General features: G+C 71.4%; 22 protein-coding genes. 5 read left to right on the forward strand and 17 right to left on the reverse strand.

Features of this window, described 5'->3' with window-relative positions; all coding sequences use genetic code 11:
- The first annotated feature begins 301 nt into the window (after positions 1–301).
- On the forward strand, positions 302–592 hold the full coding sequence (locus ACFWP2_RS37855; RefSeq protein WP_380460342.1) for a hypothetical protein: 291 nt from the start codon (positions 302–304) through the stop codon (positions 590–592).
- A gap of 64 nt (positions 593–656) precedes the next feature.
- Here the strand turns inward: ACFWP2_RS37855 and ACFWP2_RS37860 are convergent, their stop codons facing one another.
- From ACFWP2_RS37860 to ACFWP2_RS37895, 8 genes are all read right to left on the reverse strand, one after another.
- A complete protein-coding gene (locus ACFWP2_RS37860; protein WP_380460344.1) occupies positions 657–1,265 on the reverse strand; it encodes a hypothetical protein in 609 nt (202 codons plus the stop codon).
- Positions 1,266–1,644: 379 nt separating this feature from the next.
- Positions 1,645–2,205 (reverse strand): hypothetical protein, encoded by a 561-nt coding sequence (locus tag ACFWP2_RS37865; protein ID WP_380460346.1) that lies wholly within the window; start codon positions 2,203–2,205, stop codon positions 1,645–1,647.
- A gap of 82 nt (positions 2,206–2,287) precedes the next feature.
- The gene (locus ACFWP2_RS37870) at positions 2,288–2,608 is read right to left on the reverse strand and encodes a hypothetical protein (protein WP_380460348.1); all 321 of its coding nucleotides are present in this window, start codon (positions 2,606–2,608) and stop codon (positions 2,288–2,290) included.
- A 6-nt stretch (positions 2,609–2,614) separates the two neighbouring features.
- A complete protein-coding gene (locus ACFWP2_RS37875) occupies positions 2,615–2,920 on the reverse strand; it encodes a hypothetical protein (RefSeq protein WP_380460350.1) in 306 nt (101 codons plus the stop codon).
- A 302-nt stretch (positions 2,921–3,222) separates the two neighbouring features.
- The gene (locus ACFWP2_RS37880; RefSeq protein ID WP_380460352.1) at positions 3,223–3,558 is read right to left on the reverse strand and encodes a hypothetical protein; all 336 of its coding nucleotides are present in this window, start codon (positions 3,556–3,558) and stop codon (positions 3,223–3,225) included.
- A gap of 71 nt (positions 3,559–3,629) precedes the next feature.
- Positions 3,630–3,956, reverse strand: coding sequence for a hypothetical protein (locus ACFWP2_RS37885; protein WP_380460354.1), 327 nt, complete (start codon positions 3,954–3,956; stop codon positions 3,630–3,632).
- 125 nt (positions 3,957–4,081) lie between these two features.
- Positions 4,082–4,342, reverse strand: a complete 261-nt coding sequence (locus ACFWP2_RS37890; RefSeq protein ID WP_380460357.1) for a DUF6213 family protein — start codon at positions 4,340–4,342, stop codon at positions 4,082–4,084.
- Positions 4,339–4,674, reverse strand: a complete 336-nt coding sequence (locus tag ACFWP2_RS37895) for a hypothetical protein (RefSeq protein ID WP_380460359.1) — start codon at positions 4,672–4,674, stop codon at positions 4,339–4,341. The genes ACFWP2_RS37890 and ACFWP2_RS37895 overlap by 4 nt, the downstream gene beginning before the upstream one ends.
- A gap of 299 nt (positions 4,675–4,973) precedes the next feature.
- On the opposite strand from ACFWP2_RS37895, the gene ACFWP2_RS37900 reads away from it, so the two are divergent.
- Positions 4,974–5,627 carry a hypothetical protein gene (locus tag ACFWP2_RS37900; protein ID WP_380460361.1) on the forward strand — a complete coding sequence of 218 codons (654 nt, stop codon included), beginning with the start codon at positions 4,974–4,976 and terminating at the stop codon, positions 5,625–5,627.
- A gap of 130 nt (positions 5,628–5,757) precedes the next feature.
- On the opposite strand, the gene tpg is transcribed toward ACFWP2_RS37900, so the two are convergent.
- Together tpg and tap are read right to left on the reverse strand one after the other, a co-directional pair.
- Positions 5,758–6,303 carry a telomere-protecting terminal protein Tpg gene (tpg, locus tag ACFWP2_RS37905; protein ID WP_380460363.1) on the reverse strand — a complete coding sequence of 182 codons (546 nt, stop codon included), beginning with the start codon at positions 6,301–6,303 and terminating at the stop codon, positions 5,758–5,760.
- A 91-nt stretch (positions 6,304–6,394) separates the two neighbouring features.
- Positions 6,395–8,989, reverse strand: a complete 2,595-nt coding sequence (tap, locus tag ACFWP2_RS37910) for a telomere-associated protein Tap (protein ID WP_380460365.1) — start codon at positions 8,987–8,989, stop codon at positions 6,395–6,397.
- A 351-nt stretch (positions 8,990–9,340) separates the two neighbouring features.
- Here tap and ACFWP2_RS37915 point away from each other — a divergent pair, with 351 nt between their 5' ends.
- Together ACFWP2_RS37915 and ACFWP2_RS37920 are read left to right on the forward strand one after the other, a co-directional pair.
- Positions 9,341–9,541, forward strand: a complete 201-nt coding sequence (locus ACFWP2_RS37915; protein ID WP_380460367.1) for a hypothetical protein — start codon at positions 9,341–9,343, stop codon at positions 9,539–9,541.
- An 82-nt stretch (positions 9,542–9,623) separates the two neighbouring features.
- Complete coding sequence (locus ACFWP2_RS37920) at positions 9,624–10,397, forward strand: hypothetical protein (RefSeq protein WP_380460370.1); 774 nt, start codon at positions 9,624–9,626, stop codon at positions 10,395–10,397.
- Positions 10,398–10,757: 360 nt separating this feature from the next.
- Here the strand turns inward: ACFWP2_RS37920 and ACFWP2_RS37925 are convergent, their stop codons facing one another.
- Positions 10,758–10,958, reverse strand: coding sequence for a hypothetical protein (locus tag ACFWP2_RS37925; protein WP_380460372.1), 201 nt, complete (start codon positions 10,956–10,958; stop codon positions 10,758–10,760).
- Here ACFWP2_RS37925 and ACFWP2_RS37930 point away from each other — a divergent pair.
- Positions 10,939–11,115: a hypothetical protein gene (locus tag ACFWP2_RS37930; protein ID WP_380460374.1), complete on the forward strand. Its 177-nt coding sequence runs from the start codon at positions 10,939–10,941 to the stop codon at positions 11,113–11,115. The genes ACFWP2_RS37925 and ACFWP2_RS37930 overlap by 20 nt on opposite strands.
- A gap of 289 nt (positions 11,116–11,404) precedes the next feature.
- On the opposite strand, the gene ACFWP2_RS37935 is transcribed toward ACFWP2_RS37930, so the two are convergent.
- The 6 genes from ACFWP2_RS37935 to ACFWP2_RS37960 form a co-directional block, all read right to left on the reverse strand.
- On the reverse strand, positions 11,405–12,064 hold the full coding sequence (locus tag ACFWP2_RS37935; protein ID WP_380460376.1) for a GIY-YIG nuclease family protein: 660 nt from the start codon (positions 12,062–12,064) through the stop codon (positions 11,405–11,407).
- Positions 12,065–12,139: 75 nt separating this feature from the next.
- Positions 12,140–12,520, reverse strand: coding sequence for a helix-turn-helix domain-containing protein (locus tag ACFWP2_RS37940; protein WP_380460378.1), 381 nt, complete (start codon positions 12,518–12,520; stop codon positions 12,140–12,142).
- Positions 12,514–13,116 carry a replication/maintenance protein RepL gene (locus ACFWP2_RS37945; protein ID WP_380460380.1) on the reverse strand — a complete coding sequence of 201 codons (603 nt, stop codon included), beginning with the start codon at positions 13,114–13,116 and terminating at the stop codon, positions 12,514–12,516. The genes ACFWP2_RS37940 and ACFWP2_RS37945 overlap by 7 nt, the downstream gene beginning before the upstream one ends.
- 1,087 nt (positions 13,117–14,203) lie before the next feature.
- Positions 14,204–14,656, reverse strand: a complete 453-nt coding sequence (locus tag ACFWP2_RS37950; RefSeq protein ID WP_380460382.1) for a hypothetical protein — start codon at positions 14,654–14,656, stop codon at positions 14,204–14,206.
- A 172-nt stretch (positions 14,657–14,828) separates the two neighbouring features.
- On the reverse strand, positions 14,829–16,505 hold the full coding sequence (locus tag ACFWP2_RS37955) for an alpha/beta hydrolase (RefSeq protein ID WP_380460384.1): 1,677 nt from the start codon (positions 16,503–16,505) through the stop codon (positions 14,829–14,831).
- On the reverse strand, positions 16,502–16,795 hold the full coding sequence (locus tag ACFWP2_RS37960) for a hypothetical protein (protein ID WP_380460386.1): 294 nt from the start codon (positions 16,793–16,795) through the stop codon (positions 16,502–16,504). The genes ACFWP2_RS37955 and ACFWP2_RS37960 overlap by 4 nt, the downstream gene beginning before the upstream one ends.
- Positions 16,796–16,932: the final 137 nt, after the last annotated feature.

The raw sequence follows: 16,932 nt of genomic DNA on the forward strand, positions 1-16,932 counted from the left end.
TCGGCACGCCAGGCTCAACGACCGGCACCCCATCGGGATACCGGTCGCATCACCACATCATCCGAACTCGTTATGTGCGAAGGACGGGTCTAGGCCGCGGACGTCTTCGGGTTGCACGGCGACAGTGTGCCGGGTGACACCGACATCTGTCGCCCACATACGTGCAGGGACCAAAAACGGCTGGCCCCTGGGCTCCAGAGCGCAACGGCCCCCCTTTCTTCACCCGCCGACCGCATCGCAGGACCCGGCGGCCTGACCGCCGGTCGACCCTGCGTACACGGTACGGGCGCGGGGTCACCTGGTGGCCTTCCACCAGATGACCGGCGGCGCGGACCGGATGCTCGCCGAAGCGGCGCGCCTGCTGCGTGAGGCCGACCACCAGGAGCAGGCCAACCTCGTCGAGCACCGGCTGGTGGGCCGCGACATCCTGCCGGGCATGTGGGCGGACCAGATCGTCGAGGCCTACGACGACACCTACTACCGGGTCCTGACGCAGGCCGAGGAACATGTCCGCCGCGAGCTCGCCGCCGGACGCCGGCACCTGTGGGAGGCCGAGATGCAGCGGGCCGCCCGCTCCCGGCGACGGCCCTGACCGGGGCAGCGGTAGGCCGGACGACCCCGTGGAACGCCGGCCCTGCGGCCCAGGCGTGGGGTGATCAGGGCGCCGGGATGCCCTGGATCGCGTAGGTCCAGCCGCGCGGTACCGGCCTTCCCTCTTCGGCGAGCACCGCTTCGTAGATGTCGCATTCGAGGCGGTTGGCGGCTTCGGCGGCGGTGATCAGGTCGATCGGGTAGGGGCCGACGATCAGGACGGGGCGCTGCTGCCCGTTGTCGCCGTTGTCCCGGCGGAAGTCGATGTGGAAGCGCTGGGCCTGTTCCTCGTCGGGCAGTCGCAGCCCGGTGCGGGCGGGCTGCTGGAGCCGGCCGGTGCCCTGGGTGTACTCGTCGAAGTGCTCGATGACGTCCCGGGCCTCCTTGCCGCCGGGGACGGCGGCGGTGAACGCGGCCAGGCCCTCGTCGAGGATCGCCCGGCCCGCGTCGGTGGTCAGGTGCCGGCGGGTCATCTGGGCGCCGCGCAGGACCATCCGCAGCGCCATCACCAGTTGGCGGGCGTCGATGATGCCGGTCTCGCCGTCGTCCTCGTGCAGGATCCGCCGCAGTTGCAGCCGCACGGTGCGTCCCCAGCTCCACGCCTCGGTGTGCCCGATGGTGGCGCCGTGCTCGGTGCGCAGCCACGGCCGCCGGTCGGCGGTGTCGGTCGTCATCTTCTCCCCCGGTCCGCTGGTCGGTGAGCAGGTCAGCGTAGAGGCCAGGTCCGCTGCCCGGCGACCGGATTCCGCTGCGAGCGCCCGGTCGGGCGGGCGCGGGGCGCAGCGCGGCCGGGTCCCGGGGAGACAGGGGGGTGGTCCGCGGGACCCGGCCGGTGGGAGGCCAGCAGCACCGGGGTCACGGCGCAGCTGCTCTGCTCGGCGGCCCGGTGGTGCTGTGGTGGGGCCGCCGTGGCGGGAATGCTAGACCGGCTGGCCAGCGGGTGGCCAGGGCTTTGACCTGGGTTTTTTCGGCCGCGAACATGCCATCTCGGGCCCAGGTGCCCTGGGCGCGGCAGGACCTGGGCGAGGCAGCCTCGGCCGAGCGGGCCGTCGCTCAGGCAGTCGCCGTTTCAGCCTCGCTGATGCGCTTGTGCAGTGCGGTCAGGAACTTCGGGTACCGGCCGTCGGCCCTGGCGTCGGCGAAGGCCGGGTGTTCGCCCGCCTTCGTCCAGGCGGTGGCGGCTTCCTCCCGCAGCTGCCGGAGCCGCTCGGTGAGATCCGGCGGCCAGAACGAGGCGGCGGGCCCGTCCTGTATGCCGCCCGCCGGCGGATCGGCCGGCCAGCACAGCCGCTCCAGCCACTGCTCCGGAGCGGGGAATCTTGTACGGGCCTCCGCCGCGATCTCGGCGGTGAACTCCTCGACCGCGCGCTGCGCGGCCCGGGCCGCCAGCTGCAGAGCGATCAGGTCGTCGGGAACAGAGATGTCATCAGGCACAGGAGCGGAGCCTACGGGGTAGGAAGGCCCGCCAGAGAGGAGTGCGGCAGTGCCGTAGTCCACACCCACCTGATCGCCCGGCACCGGATCGGTGCGCTCACCCTGGCCGCCTGCGCCGCCCTCCACCAGGTCGAGGAGGTCGGCAGCAGCGCCGGGGAACTGCTCCTGCTGGGCCTGCACCCGCCGGCATCACGCGGACCGACCGCAGGCACTCGACGCGCGGTGGGTCCGGCTCCGCTGATCGGGAGCCGGACCCGCCACGCTACAGGTGCGGGCCGATCACCAGCACCGTGACGACCGAGACCGGCTCGCCCTGGTCGGTCTTCTCGTCCGGCCCGTACATCCAGTAGATCCGCCAGGCGGACGGGTTGTGGTTCTCCACGTAGGAGTCCCAGACCTTCTCCGCGGTGTAGCCGGGGAAGGCCTCGTACTGGTGGGAGTGCAGGCCGGGGTAGCGCGGGTCGGTCTGGAGCAGGGCGAGGGCCTTGCGGACCTTCCTCAGCTTGACCGGGTCGGCCTTGGGGCCGGCCGCCAGGCGCCGGAGCGTCTCGGCGGCGTCTTCGGTGAATCGCAGAACGTACACCGTGTCCTAGTCCTCGTCCTCGTCTTCCGGGTCGAGGTACTTCGAGAAGTCGCCGAGGTCGACGGTCTCGCCGCGCTGCGCCTGCTCGATGCCGGCGCGGATGCGTTCGGCGAGCAGCGGGTCGGTCCACACCTGCATCTCGCGCTCCGGGATGGAGACGACGGGGGTCAGCAGTAGGACGCCGTCCGGGTTGGACTCCACCCGGTAGCGGCGGCCCGGTTTGGCGCCGGCCCGGCCGAGGGACACCCGGCCGCGGCTGTCGACTTCGGTCTCGGCGACTGTCTCGAACTCCTCACTCTGCATGATCGTCATAGGGTCCTGACTCCCTGTGGCGCCCCTCCCCGGGTGTGCAGCCTGAGAAGGGGCGTTCGTTGTCGGTAGCCCCACCGTACCCACTCGGGGCAAGTGGGTAAATCCCACTTGCCGGGAGCTCGGCCATCGCAGGCCCTGCGGTGGAAGCGGCTGTCAGCGCTGCGGGCCGGTCAGTGTCGTCCTGACCGTCGCGCCCGGGGCCCACGGCGGCCGATGTGACCGTGCAGGGCGTGGTAGCGGGGGGTACGCGGGTCGGAGTAGCGGGGGGGTGGGGGCCCTCACGGCCGTCGGCCCGTGCCCGGTCACCTCCAGCCGCGGGCGCGCTGTTCCTCGAACCAGAGCCGCTCGGCGGTCGCCGGGTCGCGCTCGGCCCAGTCCTCGGGGCGGTCGCCGGGCTGCGGCCCGTCCTGCCACCGGCGCCGGGCCGGCGGCGCGGCGGGGAGGGTGCCGTCGGCGAGCAGGGCGCGCACCCGGGCGGTGGCGGCGAGCGCTGGCTCCAGCATGTCCGCAGTTTCGGGGCCAAGCCGGCTGAGGAGGTGGAGCAGCGCGTCGACGCCGCCGAGCGTGTCGGTGGCGGCCGACGGCGACCAGCCGTCGGCCGCCACCTTCTCGGCCAGCTCGCACACAACGTCGGTCAACGCATCGCTCCGGTCGTTCAAGGCACCCATGCCCAGGTCAACGATCCGGCCGTGGGCGGGGTAGCGGGCGGTCAGCGGTGCGGGCCGATCAGCAGCACGGTGAGCACCGCGGTGTCCTGGCCGTCGCGCTCCGGGCGTGCGGTGTCGGCGTCCGGGCCCCAGGTCCAGTAGATCCGCCAGGCGTCGGCGCTGGTCTCGACGTAGGAGTCGAAGACGCGGCGGCCGGTGTGGCCGGGCAGGGCGTGGTAGCGGTGGGTGCGCAGGCTTGGGTGGCGGGGGTTGGTGGCGAGTTGGTCGAGCGCGCGCCGGACCCGGCGCAGCTTCGCCGCGTCGGTGCGGCGGCGCTGGAGGCAGCGCAGGGTGCGGGCGGCGGCGGGGGCGTAGTGCAGCGTCGGCAACGTGGGCTCCTTCGTCGGGGTATGCGAAAGGGCCCACCCGCGGGGGTGGGCCCTTGTTCACCGGCAGGACCGTTACTGGGCGGCTCGGCACGGGCGTTTGCCGTGGACGGCGGCTTCTTCCGGTGTCAGTCCTGGCTGGCCTTGGCGATGCACTGGATGTCCAGCTGGTCGGCGAGGGCGGTCAGCACCTCGCACAGGCCGCTGGTGGTCACCGGGTCCATGCCGGGCACCCCGTGCTGCGCCCACTCGTCCCAGACGGCGGCGATGCAGCGCAGCAGGGCGGTGACGGCGTCGGCCGGGACGACCAGGGCGCCGTTCTGGTCGTGGTGCACCGGGACCTGGAACAGCTGCTCGCCGTCGGGGGTGGGACTGTGGTACTCGTTCATGGATTTCCTCCGCTGCATTCCGGGAATTCGTTGAATTGGTTCACAAAAATGCCTTTGGCCGCCCTGGTAAGGGCGGCCAAAGGCATTTTTGGCGACATGGGGTCGCCGCGGACGGTCAGCGGGGTGCCAGGCGGGAGCCGCAGCCTGCCGGTGCCGACCTCGTCGGCGAACAGCGACCCGTCCTCGTCCAGGCGTCCTGCCCGACCGCAGCCTGCCCACAGCGCTGTACTGCCGCTGACCACGACGGCCAGGTGCAGCACTCTTCGGGTGCCGCCGGCGGTGGCGGCGGGCGCGTACACGGGCTGGCCGTCGACCAGGTACAGGTCGCTCACCGCGCCGTCCGGTTGGTGGCCTCCAACTTCTCGTCGCTGTCGCGAGGGGTGCCGGCGGGCGGGTCTCGGTTGCTCACGCTGGTCTCCTGAGTACGGGGCCGGCGCCCTACTGACTCCGGCGGTGGGCAGGACGGTGGCCACAGCGCCGACTGTGCGCGGGGTCACCAGGCATCGGCGGCGCAGCGGCCCGGCGTCCCGTTAACTGGTGAATTTCCCTCGCCGAACGGCGAGTTCGTGTTCAGGGAGATCAGCGGGCGGCATTCTGGACGAGGCCCGGGCGGGCGGACCACGATAAGGGCATGACGGACAGTGAATCGGCGCAGCCGCCCGCGCAGCCTCCTGCCTCGGGTGGCGGACGTGCCCCGGGCCTAGACTGGGCGGCGGTGGGGGCGGTAGCGGGCGCGGTGGCCGCCCTCGTGGCGCTGGTCGCCTACCTGGCGCCACCGGACACGCCGCAGCAACCCCAGGACAGCCCGGTGGTCACCGCCCCCGTCCTGCCGGCGCCGGAGCCGGTTACCAGCCGACCGACAACACCAGCACCCGCCCCTAGCCCGTCACCGGAACCGGTCACCACCAAGCCCGCGACACCAGCGCCCGCCCCGTCGTTGCCGGAGCCGGTTACCAGCCGACCGACAACACCAGCACCCGCCCCGCCGTTGCCGGCGGTGCGGCCCGGTGGCTGCGACAAGGCGCTGACGGCGCTGGCTGCATACCGCAAGAACGCCGGGACCACCCGCAACAGTCAGGCAGCCGCGGCCGGCCAGGCCCACCTCGACCTGATGAGCGCAGTCCTGGACGCGGAGGGAACGGTCGGCGCAACGATCAGCCGTCTGGCCGCCGAGTTCCAGGAACTGAATTTCCGGCTGACCGGCATGATCGGCGCCGATCCCAATCAGGTAGTAACGGACATCAACATGGACATCGCGCAGCTCACAAGGCTGTGTGGATCCTGACCGCCCGTCACAGCGCCTTCGCCGGCTCGCCTCCGCCGAAAGTCCCGGCCACCGCGGAGGCCGGGACGATGTTTATGTGGTCGGGTGGCCGAAGCACAACTTCGGCGACACGGGGCCGCCGGTGGCGGTTCTACAGCTCGATGTCCATCCAGGCGACGTCGTTGAGCTCGACGTCGAGGCCGCGGGCACGGCGGCCGCCATCCTTGAAGTACTCCTCGCGCAGGGCCTCGGCAATGATCTGCTCCTGCTGGGCCTGGGTGGCTCCGGCGTCGCGGGCCTCGTAGAGCCGGCGGGCGACGGAGCCCGGCATCTTCTGGGTGATCATCCGGGGACGGGGGTCGTCAGTGCTGCCGCCGGCCGCGCTGTACCCGAAGGTCGCCTGGATATGCAGCATGAAGCCGTTCTTCTCGGCGTCGCGGCGCACCCGCTGCTTCACCCGCGGCTGCCAGGCGGCGCGGACCTTGGTCTCGATGGCCTTCGCGGCAGCGGGCTTCGGGGTGCCCTGGCCCTTGAGCCAGCGCTGCACGGTGCGCTGGCTGACGCCGAGGTCGGCGGCCAGGGTCTTGGTGGAGCCCTTGGCGCTCTTGAGCAGGAAGCGCATCCGGGCGGCGGTGGACTGCGGGATCGGGCGGGTGCGCTCGGCACGCTCCAGGCCCTCGTCGATCTCCCGGCTCACACTGCTCTCCTTCCCGGCCGCCGAGGTGGGCGGCCGCTGCTGGTGGTCATAGGTGGGCGGCCCGCCGCCGGGTGGCGGCGGGCCACGTGGACTACTCGTCGGCGGAGACGACTCCGCCGGCCTTCATGTGCCGGGCCGGGTTGGCGCTGTCCGCGAGCAGCTCGGCGATCTCGGCCATCGGCCGGGAGCCCTCGTGCTTCACCAGCCCGGGGCTGACGCCCAGGCGCAGCGAGGTGGTGAGGGTGCCGTCGGACAGGGTGAGGATGTCGAGGGCGCCGGGGCCGGGGGCGGCGAAGACGGCGCAGTCGGATAGGACCGCGATGGCGTGCAGGCCGGTGTCGGCGGCCATCTTGCGAAGCTTGCGGTGCATGTTGACGGTGGCGGTGTCGATGACCAGGGCGCGCATCAGCGGGTCCCAGGTCGGCCGTTCCAGGGCCGCCCAGCGCTCGCCGGGCTTGTAGCCGTGGCCGCGGGGGCGTTCGCGCATCTTGCCGATGGTGCCCTTGGCGGTCTGCTTGATCGCAGTGAGCACCGCGAACTCGGCCGGGTCGCCGGTGTTCTTGAGGTTGGCCATGGCGTCGAGGAAGGCGAGCGGGTCGGTGTCGGCGAGGTCGAGCGGGATGCCGAGGGCGGCCATGGTGTCCAGGTAGGCCTGGCGCAGGCGCTTGTGCCAGGGGTCGAGGTAGGGGCCGTGCTCGTGGCGCAGCCAGCCCTCGGTGGGCTGCACGGTGGCGCCGAGCTCGACGGCGTACGCCAGCTTCACTGTCGAGTACCAGGCGGGTCCGGCCGGGCGGGAGCCGTCGGCGGTGAACGGGCTGGGGAGCAGCGGCTCCGTCTCCACGTGGGAGAGGTCGGCCAGCCAGGAACCGGGGATCTTCTTGTCGAAGGCCGGGTTGAGCTCGTGCACCGGGCCGGACAGCGGCAGGGTCAGGCGGCCGGCGGCGGCGAGGAAGGCCATGTTGACGTCCAGGCCCACCGCGAACGGCGCCGCCTGCTCGGTGTCGGTGAGCGGGCGGTGCCAGTCCCAGGCCTCGGTGACCAGCTCGCCGCCCGGCTCGCGGTCCTGGGCGAGCGGGTGCACGTCCGGGACCTCCGGCGGCGCCGGGTCGAACGCCTCCTTCGGACGGGAGCCCTCCACCGGACCGGACGTCCAGCCGGCCTCGGTGCGCACCGCCCGGGTCGGCGGGCGCAGCGCGGTGACCAGCTCGAGGCCGGAGACGGCGGTGGAGCCGCGCGGGGTGAGGACGCGGGTGGCGTAGGTGCCGAGCAGCCGGGCCAGGCCTGCGGCGTCGAGGCCGTCGGGGATCTGCCAGCCGCCCGAGGCGAGCGCGCCCCAGGCGGGGATGCACAGCTGCACACACTGGCGCTTGCCGTCCTCGGGGGTGCGGTAGATGCGGGCCCAGGGGCCCAGGCCGCGCTGGGTGAGGAGCCAGCCGGCCTTCTCGACCTGCTTGACGGCCTTGTGGGTCTTCGGCAGCTGCCCGAGGCGCTGGACGAACTCGCGCTTCTCGTCCCGCCCGAGCGGGGGCAGGCCGAGCTCGGCGAGCGCGGCGTCGGTGAGGACGACCAGGGCGTCGCCGTCCTTGCCGTGCCGGTGCAGCCGCGGCGAGCCGAGCTTCACCTCCAGCGCCCACTCGACGACGTCGGCGAGCGTGCGCCCGGCCGGCACGGCCGGCGCCGGGGTGCCGTCGGCGAGGTAGGCGACCAGGCCCTTGCCGGTCGGGGCGACGTCCACCACCGCCAGCGGACCGGCCGGGAACCTCGCGGCCGCCGCGGCCTCCCAGTCGGACGGCCCGGCTTCGGCGGCTGGCTTCCTCGCCGCCGCCTTCCGGGACCGCGACGGCGCACCGGCGGCGGGCCGGGACGGCGCACCGCGCCGACCCGCAGTCGGCGCGGCAGCGGGGGCGGCCTGCCGGGTCGCAGCGACCGAAGCGACCGGAGCGACCGGAGCGACCGAGGCGGCCGAGGCGGCCGACTTCGGCGACGCCACGGCGGGTGCGGCGGCATGGTCGACGGGGGCGGCCGGGACCTGCGGGACGGGCTGCTCCGCGACGGGGACGGCGGCCGCCGGCTGTCCGGCGGGGGCGGGCGCGCACCAGCCGCCCATGTGCATCGGGCGGCCCTGCGCGCGGTACGGCGTCGGCCGGCCGCACCGCGCACACGGCTCCGGCGGACCTGCGGCCAGTTCCCCGGTCGCCGTGCGGTCGAGCTCCACCACGGCCTGGTCGTTCGGCTCGCCGCCGAACGCCGCTGGCACGGCGGGGGGCGGAGCGACGGGAGCGGCGGGGGCCGGAGTCTGAGCGGGTTCCGCGACGGCGGCCGCGCGCACGGACGCGGCCTCGGCCGGAGCGGGGGCCGGCTCGACCGGGACCTGGACGGTGGTGGGGACGAGGCCGGCGGCCTGCGCCCGGCGCAGCCACGCGCTCGGCTCGACCGTGCCGTGCCGCAGCGCGAGACGGGCGAGGAAGGCGATGTAGGCCTCGCGCTTGGGCGGGCGCGGCTCCGTCGAGCCGGCCTCCCACCGCACGATCGTCTCCCGCCGCGTCCGCAGCGCGGCCGCCAGCTCTTCCTGCTTGAACCCCCCGAGCTTGCGCAGCCGCTCCCGCTCGGCGGGCACCGGCAGGTCGTCCTCCGGGCGCGGGCGCTCCAGCAGCGCGTCGATCGCCGCGAACAAGTCGTCGCTCACAACCTCACCTCCATCACACACTCTAGCGTGAAAGTCACTTTTGGATCGCACATTTCAGCGCACATTCACTGGACTGGGCGCACGGGAGCGCACCTTGTTGAGGAACGGACCTGGTCACCAGCCGGACAGGGGTCGAGCCCTCCCGGAACGCCCGCAGGGCAGGTACAGGTGGCTTCGCGCGCGAAGGCCGGCGACCGATCGGCGGCCAGCCGCGGGCGGGACGGTTCGCGCCCGCCGTTTTCTCCGAACCGGCCCCGGGCGGGGAACGGCTCTGGCATGCTCACCCGAATGCAGTAGGCTCCGGGTCACCGGAGCCTCACACAGAGTCAAATACCGGGTCGGGGTGGGGCAGTGCAGTACACGATCAGCGCGACGGCGTTCCTGGCGATCATCATCTTCCTCCGGCTCCGACGCCGCACCGAGGCCCGCAGCCGCGCCGACGAGGCGCTCACCGTCTTCACCGCCGTCACCTTCGGCGTCCTGATCGCCGCCACCTCCTGGGGCCACGCCATCCTCCAGCTCGTCGGCGTCGCCGCCGAAGCCACCCACTGACCCCGCTTCCGGCCGGCGGACGGCGGGCACCGCCAGCGCGACCGGAGCGCACCCGTACACCCGGACCAGTCGAGGAGAAGCCGTGGCGGAAACCGTGTGGACCACGGTGTTCTGGTCGATCGTGGTGGCCCTGGCCGCCGTAGCCGCCGTGGCCTGGTGGATGAGCCTCTACCCCGGCACCTGGCGGCACGCCTTCGACCCCCGCCACAGCCGGGAGCGACGGAAGCTGCGCGCCGCCCGGGAGAACCTGCGCCGGGCGGAGCAGAACGTGACCGCCGAACAGGAGAGCGCCCGCTCGTGCGCGGCGTCGGCAGCGGCCGACGCCGCACACGAGTACCAAGCCCGGGTGAAGGAAGCCGAGCTCCGCCTGGCCGCGCTCCGCGACCCCGGCCACGGACCACTGCTCCACTCCCTCGGGGACCACCTGGACCTGTACGAACAGGCCCTGCAGGTACGCACCGGCCCCACCCACCCGCTCCACGGGCTCACGATCGACGACCAGTACTCCCCCACCGAGGCCTACATCTACCTGACGCCTCCCGACAGCCAGCGCCAGCTGCTCACCCTCGCTCTGGAGGACACCCCCGAGGCGGACGTACGGGCCTTCGTCGTCCACGTCCACAACGCCATCGCCGACACCGGGCCCGCACTCCAACGGCGGCGGGCCCTCATCCCCGAGGCCGAGGCCGAACTGAAGCGCGTCACGGCCGACACCGGCAACCGCCGTCGGGCCGAACGACACCTGCGCCAGGTCACCGCCCAGCTGAAGAACGACCTCCGCCTCCCCCAGGCCCGACGCGAGCTCGACGCCGCCTACGACCACTGGCAGGAACTGACCGGCCGCCGCCCCACGTGACCGCCTCCCAGCGGGACACCGATCCGGAATCCGGCCCGGTTGCCACTCGGTGCGCTCAGCCCGAGCAGCATGGTCAAGCCTGGCGGGCCTGGCATCCGCCGTCGCCGCCGGCGCGGCGCAGGGGGAGGACGTTCTGGAGTCGGGCCGTTGTTTCAGGTCCCCAGAACAAGGCGGTCAAGCTCCAGCTACCGCCCCTGCCGCCCGGAAGGGGCCGACCACAAGTTCGGGTTCTGCCGAGCCGCAGTGCCCACCCCGTGGTCTGGTCCTACTGGTAGGGCCAGACCACTACCACCGGTGATAGCGGTGTGGCCCTGCCGGCAGGGCCAACGAAGACAGCCCGGCCGTCGCAGGTCTCGCCGGCTACGCGCTGAGGCCGAGGTTGGCGAGCTGGCCTTCGTAGCGCTGACGCAGCCGCTCGCCGAACCACTCCGGCTCGAGGGAGTCGATCCGCGGCACCGCTGCCATGTTGGCCCGCATCTTCCCGCCGGTCAGCAGCGGGTGGATCTGGTAGACGCCCGGCTCCAGGAGCCAGACCAGGTTCTTGTCTGCCAGCTGCTTCACGGCCCGGTTGGAGGAGCAGCAGCGTGCCGAGCTCGCCACCGCGCTGCGGGTGGCCAAGCACGCGAGCATGGGAGCCTCCGCATGGGTGGCCGAGCTGGCCACACTCATCGGCGACCGGTTCCTGGGCGATTTCGCCGCCCCCACCGCTCCACCATGACCCGCGACCACAGCACGGCCTCGAACAGACCGGACGACACCGGGCCGCGTCGTAGCGCGCAGGAACAGGGAGCCACCAGAGCTTCAGCGCACCGCCGATCGTCTCGACGCCGACCTCGCCCGTCTCCCATCCGCTGCGCCGAAGGCAGCGCGGCGGCGACGCCGTCCTGGGTGCGCCGGATGGGCTGCTGGCTCTGTCGTGGTGGCCGCTGCGCTCACAGTTCCTTCGGGCGTCTCGTGCGGGCGGGCCCAGTCCCGGGGGCTCCTGAGCTGTGGTCAGCCCGGCCCGCTTAGCCATCGCGCCGTGCAGGCACTGCGCAAGCCTTGTCATCTGGGGCGATGGGCGGTGCGTTCAGCTGACGGCAGGCCGCGGACCGGGCTGCACCGCTGCCCTCCCAGAAGCGGCGGGGGTTGAGTTGGTAGGTGCCGCTGCGCGGGCTCGTCTTGAGGAGGATGTTGAGTCCGACGAGGCGGGCGAGGGCAACCTTGACGGTCGTGGTGCTGGCGAGGATCTCTGGCGCCACGACGTCGGGTGTGACTCGGATGGGTGCCTGCGCTCCGCCGTGTGCGCGGATCCATTCGATCGTGGACCACTCGCTGCCGGTGAGGGCAAGCGTGTGAAGCGGAGGTCCAGGGTCCCGGTACTGCCTTGCTCGGTCGTCGTGTCCCGGTTCGGGTTCGTATGCTCCGACCTCAGCGGTGACTTCAGCAACGGGGTCCTGGTCACCGAAGTCGAACCACTCCCCATGGATCCGGTAATGGCCGAACTTCTTGTGGAGGTGGCGCTCCAGGCGGGGCCCGCCGGGAAACGTCGCTGCGAGCAGCAACGCTACGGGTGATCCGGATTGGAGAGCCGTGAGCCGCCCGTCAGGGTCGGTGCTGCGGCCGATCTTCACCGTCCGGCTGCTCGCGGTAGTGATCAGGTAGACGAATTCCGTTGCTGACCGCACCCAGCCTCACCTGTCCTACCGTCTGGCTCTCTACCACGCACCGTAGCCCCGAGGTCTGACAGGGCGTTCAGGCGGTCAGCCGACCGCGCGAAGGCGGGAGCGGCCGGCCTTGGGCGGGGCAGCCTGGTAGTCGGGGATGAGGATGGGGGGGACGCCTTCACGGGCGGCGCGGGCCATGGCGGCCTGCATCTCGAGTTCGGAGCTGTAGCCGGCGATGACGGGGTGGAGGCGGTAGCGATAGCCCTTGCGCAGGACGAGGCCGCGCTCGACGAGGAGGGTCATGCCGCGGCTGACGACCGAGGGGAGGATCTGAAGTTCTTCGGCGATGTCCTGCTGGGTGATCGGCACGACACCGCCGGGGTCCTGCCGCTCGACCATCACGGACAAGACGTTCGTCGCGGTGGGGGTGAGCTCGAGGCGCCGCAGCATCCCGAACAGGTCGGTGACCATCAGCATGCTGTCGACTCCTTGTCTCCGGTCTTGGCGGCTGCCAGCCCGATGATGTCAGGGAATCCGTTCTCCAGAGCAAGCTCCCGGAGCTCGGCGAGGAACGCCTGCTGCTCGTCCCCATTGCCTTTGTACGCGATGAGGGGGTTGAGCTGCCAGACTCCTCGGCCGACGCTGCGGATGTAGTTGCGAGTGGCGAGGTGCTTGAGGGCGGGGCTGACGCTGGAGCGGCTGGTGCCGATCTCGTCGGCGATCTCCCGCTGGATGGCGTGGCAGACGCCGCGCTCGGCCCGGCCGACGATGTTGGAGAGGACCGCGCACTGGAGCTTGGTCATCTCGCCGGACATGAGCGCCTGGGGGAGGACGTAGCGGGCGAAGTAGCGGCTGAGGAGCGCGTAGCCGTCAGAGCCGAGGACTTCGTGTGGCGCACGGCGGTAGAACCTGGTGCGGGCCTCGTAGACGCCGGTCGGCAGGTGGCCCGCGTAGCCACGAACGATTTCGGCGGCGAGGTCGCGCTGATGCTCGGGACCGGCGGGCTGGAGCCTCGGCTTGCGGGTGCGCTGGGGTGCCTGCCTGCGGGTGCTGTCTCGCTCTGCCTGTGCCAAGACCGTGATCCTTTGCTCGTGTCGACAGCACGCTACACGTTCTTCGCAGCAGTGCGAAGAATGCTGCGCGCGAGTGCGAAACACGTGTCGTGGCGACGATAGAGGTGGTATCGGGCCCGACTATCTGACCAGGTCGGAGGAGCACGCGGGACGGCTCGGTGGCGTCGGGCCACACCGACCCAATGTTTCGCATTGCTGCGAAACATTGGGTGTGAATGTCGGCGATCAGTGACCCTAAGGCCCCCGAAGTGTCGGCACAGCCATACCTTTGATTTTCCAAGCTTGCAGGTCAGCGGCATGATCACCCGAACTGCCTCTTACATAAAAAGGCCCGCCACCGCCTGCCGCAGGTCTGCCTCCGGCAGGCTGGCTGCCCATGCCGCTACCGCTGCCCGGGCTGGACTTCCACGTCGGCCTGCTCTCTGGGCCAGTGAAGGCCACGGCCCAGTCACGGAATTCCGGCCGCCGGGCCCGAACCTGCCGCTGTTGGTGCTGATGATTCGACGGTTTGTACCGGTTGCCGGGTGGTCCTGGCGAGCGCTCGGAAGCCGTGGAGATGGGCAACAAGGTCTTCGTCAGGCGGATGGCGACGCCGACAACCGCTCGGTCAGTGGGCAAGCAATGGTGCTCAGCGCAGGTCGGTTCGGCAGGCGGCCCGGCCATCTCCCGGCATCGACCATCTTCTCCAGGGGGCAACTGCCCAGTGCCCGGGCCGGCCACGGTCCGGGCCGGTGCGGTGACGGGCCGACGGCGGGGCCGGCTACGGCCCTGACGGCGGATCCGGCGGCGCAGGGCAGGCGGCAGGGGCTGGTCCAGCGCAGCCCTTGGCGCTGGCCACGGGTGCGGGGGCGGAGCACGCCGCGCTCAGCCAGGCACGGCCCGGTGGTCCGCGATGGTGGCTCGGTTGCCGCCCGTACCCGGTGGTTCGGCAGGGCAGGCGGCGCACCGGGTGCAGGGTGGGGAAGAGCGAAGGGGAGGGCGGGTTTTCGGGGTGACCACCGGTAGCAGGCGACCGGGCCGGGGGGACGGGGAGCTCCCACGGCCCGGCCGTGGGAGGCCGGGCGCCGATCTGGCCCCAGGTTCCAGGTCAGTGTGAAGTCGGTGACGGGGTGGGAGGCATCAGACAGGGGGTTTTGACCAGGAAGAGAAGAAGTCCTCCCTTGGTGGTCGAGACGGTGACCAGGTACTGGCTCGATTCCTGGGAGGCGTCGAGGATCGTGTTCACCTTGTCGTCGACGGTCTCCCGGTAGCCGTCAATCTTGAAGCCCTGCTGTTCGAGCATTGTGCGGACCTTGCGGACGGCCTCGGGGTGCTGCTCGAGTGGAGCAGAGCTGTAGACCGCATACGACAGCTTGTACCGGCCATCGTCCCGGACCTCGTCGTGCTTGCCGACACAGTTGCTGAAGACCGGCTCGACGCTTGCCGGGTCAAGGGCGGTACCCGCGGTCTGCGCCATGTACTCAGTCATATGCTGCGCCCACGCTTGGGCGTCCTGACGCGCCTTGACGGGGATCGGATCGTTCGGACCGGGCGTGGACATGCATCCTCCGAGGATCAAGGGCAGACAGAGAGCGATGGCAGCGGCCGCCAGGCGTCGGGCTCCGACGGGGCGTGCAGCGGGTTGTGGCAAGTGGGACGGCACAGTTGGATTCCTTGCAACCAGGGCAGGGGAGGACTTGGCAGCCGGGCCGCAGTCGGCCCGGCTGCGATGGTCACCGGATAGGTGGCGGGCCGGGGGAACGTTCCTTGGGAACCGTGGTCGGTGGGATGTCGACGATGATGCGGCCCTGGTTCTCGAGGCTCTGGCTGCCGTTATCCCAGTACCCGCTGTGCCCGGAGGTGTCGGTCAGGAAGTTGTTCCCGCCGAACCGGTCGAGCATCGGGTCGTCCCCGAGGGTGGCTCCGGTGGCGATTTTGATTCCGTCGTCATCCGCTCGGCCGGTCCAGAAGTGCTTGGGGTCGATGTGGAGCTGTTCGGCGTGATCGACGGTCATCCCGGGGCTCGCGATGGCGACGATGTCGTCGGCGCCCAGGCCTTGACCTCCGGCGGCGGCCGCACCCACGAGCGTCGTTCCGTAGCTGTGGCTGAAGACCGAGAGGTGGCTGTGGTTGCCGGCAGCGTCCTGGGCGACCCGGGTGCCCTGGGTGAACTGGCGCAGCGCTTCGGCGCCGTCCTCGGCCCGGCCCGGGCCGGCGACGGCAAGGTTCGCTTCTTGCATGACCGGGATCTCGGGGGCGTCGTATCCGAGCCACGAGATCACCGACACTGTCTCGTTCGTCCCCTTCGCCGCCCTCTTCGCGGCGTCCTGCATGTCGTTGATGCGTTCGAGCTGGCCCGCTGTGCCGGCGATCGTCGTCCCCGTCCCCGGCACCAGGACGGCGGTGTGGGTGGCGGTGTCGGGGTTGCCCATCGCTATGACCGCTTTGCCGTCACCGTCGTAGGACTTGGAGTCGTATGAGAGCAGGAACAACTGCTTGCCCTCGGCCGCGGTGTCGTGCTGATCGAGTTGCTCCTTGAGCTTCATCAGGTTCTGCTCGCGGATGGTCCAGTCTCCGGCCGTGGTTCCGCTTCCGCGGGCGGTACCGGACCTCAGTCCGTCCAGCTCCTGGTCCAGGGCCAGCCGGTTCGCCTCGTCCCGGACCGTCGCGGGCAGGCCGTCGAGCTGTCCGACCTTGTCCGGGTAGAGCGCGAGGTAGCTGCTCTGCTGGTCCGGGGTCAGGGACTTCCACCAGTCGGCGGACTTCTGCGGGTCCTTGTTCTCGGGGACGTACGGGTCGGCGAGGCCGAGGTCTTTCGCCGCGTCCTTCACGTCGGTGGCGGTTTCGGCGGCGCTGCCGAACGTCCTCGGCCGGGTCAGGATGTCGGCGTCGAGGCGGCTGAGGGCGTGGTCGCCCTTGTCGCTCGCCTCCTTCGCGTCGGTCAGCGCCTTGTTGATCCGCTCCTGGGCCTGCGTGCACAGGTCGGCGAGCGCCTTGCGTTCCTGGCTGGACCTGGCCTCGGGGTCGTTCTGCTCGCCCTTGCTCAGCGCCGGCAGGCTCACGATTCCGTCGGCGCCGACGGTCAGCCCCCACTCTTCGGCGCGGTGGACGGCGTTCTTCAGGTTGGTCTGCGCCTGGTACATGCGGTCGGCGACGGTGTCCAGGGTGAGCGCGACGGCGGCGGACTCGACGTGCACGATCTCGAGGATCTGCTCGTTCCGGCCCAGGGTGTAGAACGCCTTCTGCGCGTCCTCGCCCTCCCAGTTCCCGTTTCGCAGGGGCCCGTTCACCTGGCTGCGGTGCCGGCTGTCCGCGGACTGGGCCCCGTTGGACAGGGCCCGCCAGGCCTTGGCGGCTTCGTGCAGCCCGGCCGGGTCGAACCGGAGCAGCAACTCGTACAGGTTGCTCACTGGCCCGGCTTCTCCCATGCCTCGCCGATCCGCTGCTTCTGCCACACGTCGGCGTTGGCGTTCTCGTTGGTCGCGTAGGCCTGCGCCGTGGCGGTGAGGTTGTCGGCCGTCTTGTTGAGACGGTCGCTGACGCCCGCCAGCGCGGGTGCCCAGTTGCCCGCCACCTGGCCGAGCCGAGAGGCCACCGACCAGCCCGCCAGCTGGCCGGCAGCCGTCTGGCCGGCGGTGACGGCCGCTTGACAGGGCTTCGCGAAGTCCTCGCCGATCGCCCGCGCCACACCGGCGGACATGCGGATCTCCTCCGGATCGACCTTCAGATGTCCCACTGCTTTCCCCTCCCGACAGACCTTTTGGCCAGCAGGGAGCCTATTCCGGTAACCAGCCGCTCTCTATCCGTAGAGATACTCAATCGCTATAGGATGATTAG

Origin of the sequence: Kitasatospora sp. NPDC058444, from assembly GCF_042721415.1 — a bacterium.
Lineage (GTDB): Bacteria > Actinomycetota > Actinomycetes > Streptomycetales > Streptomycetaceae > Kitasatospora.

What these genes read in the sequence shown, in the direction of transcription:
- ACFWP2_RS37950 (WP_380460382.1), bottom strand. Translation starts at nt 14,656, where the DNA reads ATGTCCACGCCCGGTCCGAACGATCCGATCCCCGTCAAGGCGCGTCAG.
- ACFWP2_RS37940 (WP_380460378.1), bottom strand. Translation starts at nt 12,520, where the DNA reads ATGCTGATGGTCACCGACCTGTTCGGGATGCTGCGGCGCCTCGAGCTC.
- ACFWP2_RS37960 (WP_380460386.1), bottom strand. Translation starts at nt 16,795, where the DNA reads ATGTCCGCCGGTGTGGCGCGGGCGATCGGCGAGGACTTCGCGAAGCCC.
- ACFWP2_RS37900 (WP_380460361.1), top strand. Translation starts at nt 4,974, where the DNA reads ATGACGGACAGTGAATCGGCGCAGCCGCCCGCGCAGCCTCCTGCCTCG.
- ACFWP2_RS37875 (WP_380460350.1), bottom strand. Translation starts at nt 2,920, where the DNA reads ATGACGATCATGCAGAGTGAGGAGTTCGAGACAGTCGCCGAGACCGAA.
- ACFWP2_RS37860 (WP_380460344.1), bottom strand. Translation starts at nt 1,265, where the DNA reads ATGACGACCGACACCGCCGACCGGCGGCCGTGGCTGCGCACCGAGCAC.
- ACFWP2_RS37890 (WP_380460357.1), bottom strand. Translation starts at nt 4,342, where the DNA reads ATGAACGAGTACCACAGTCCCACCCCCGACGGCGAGCAGCTGTTCCAG.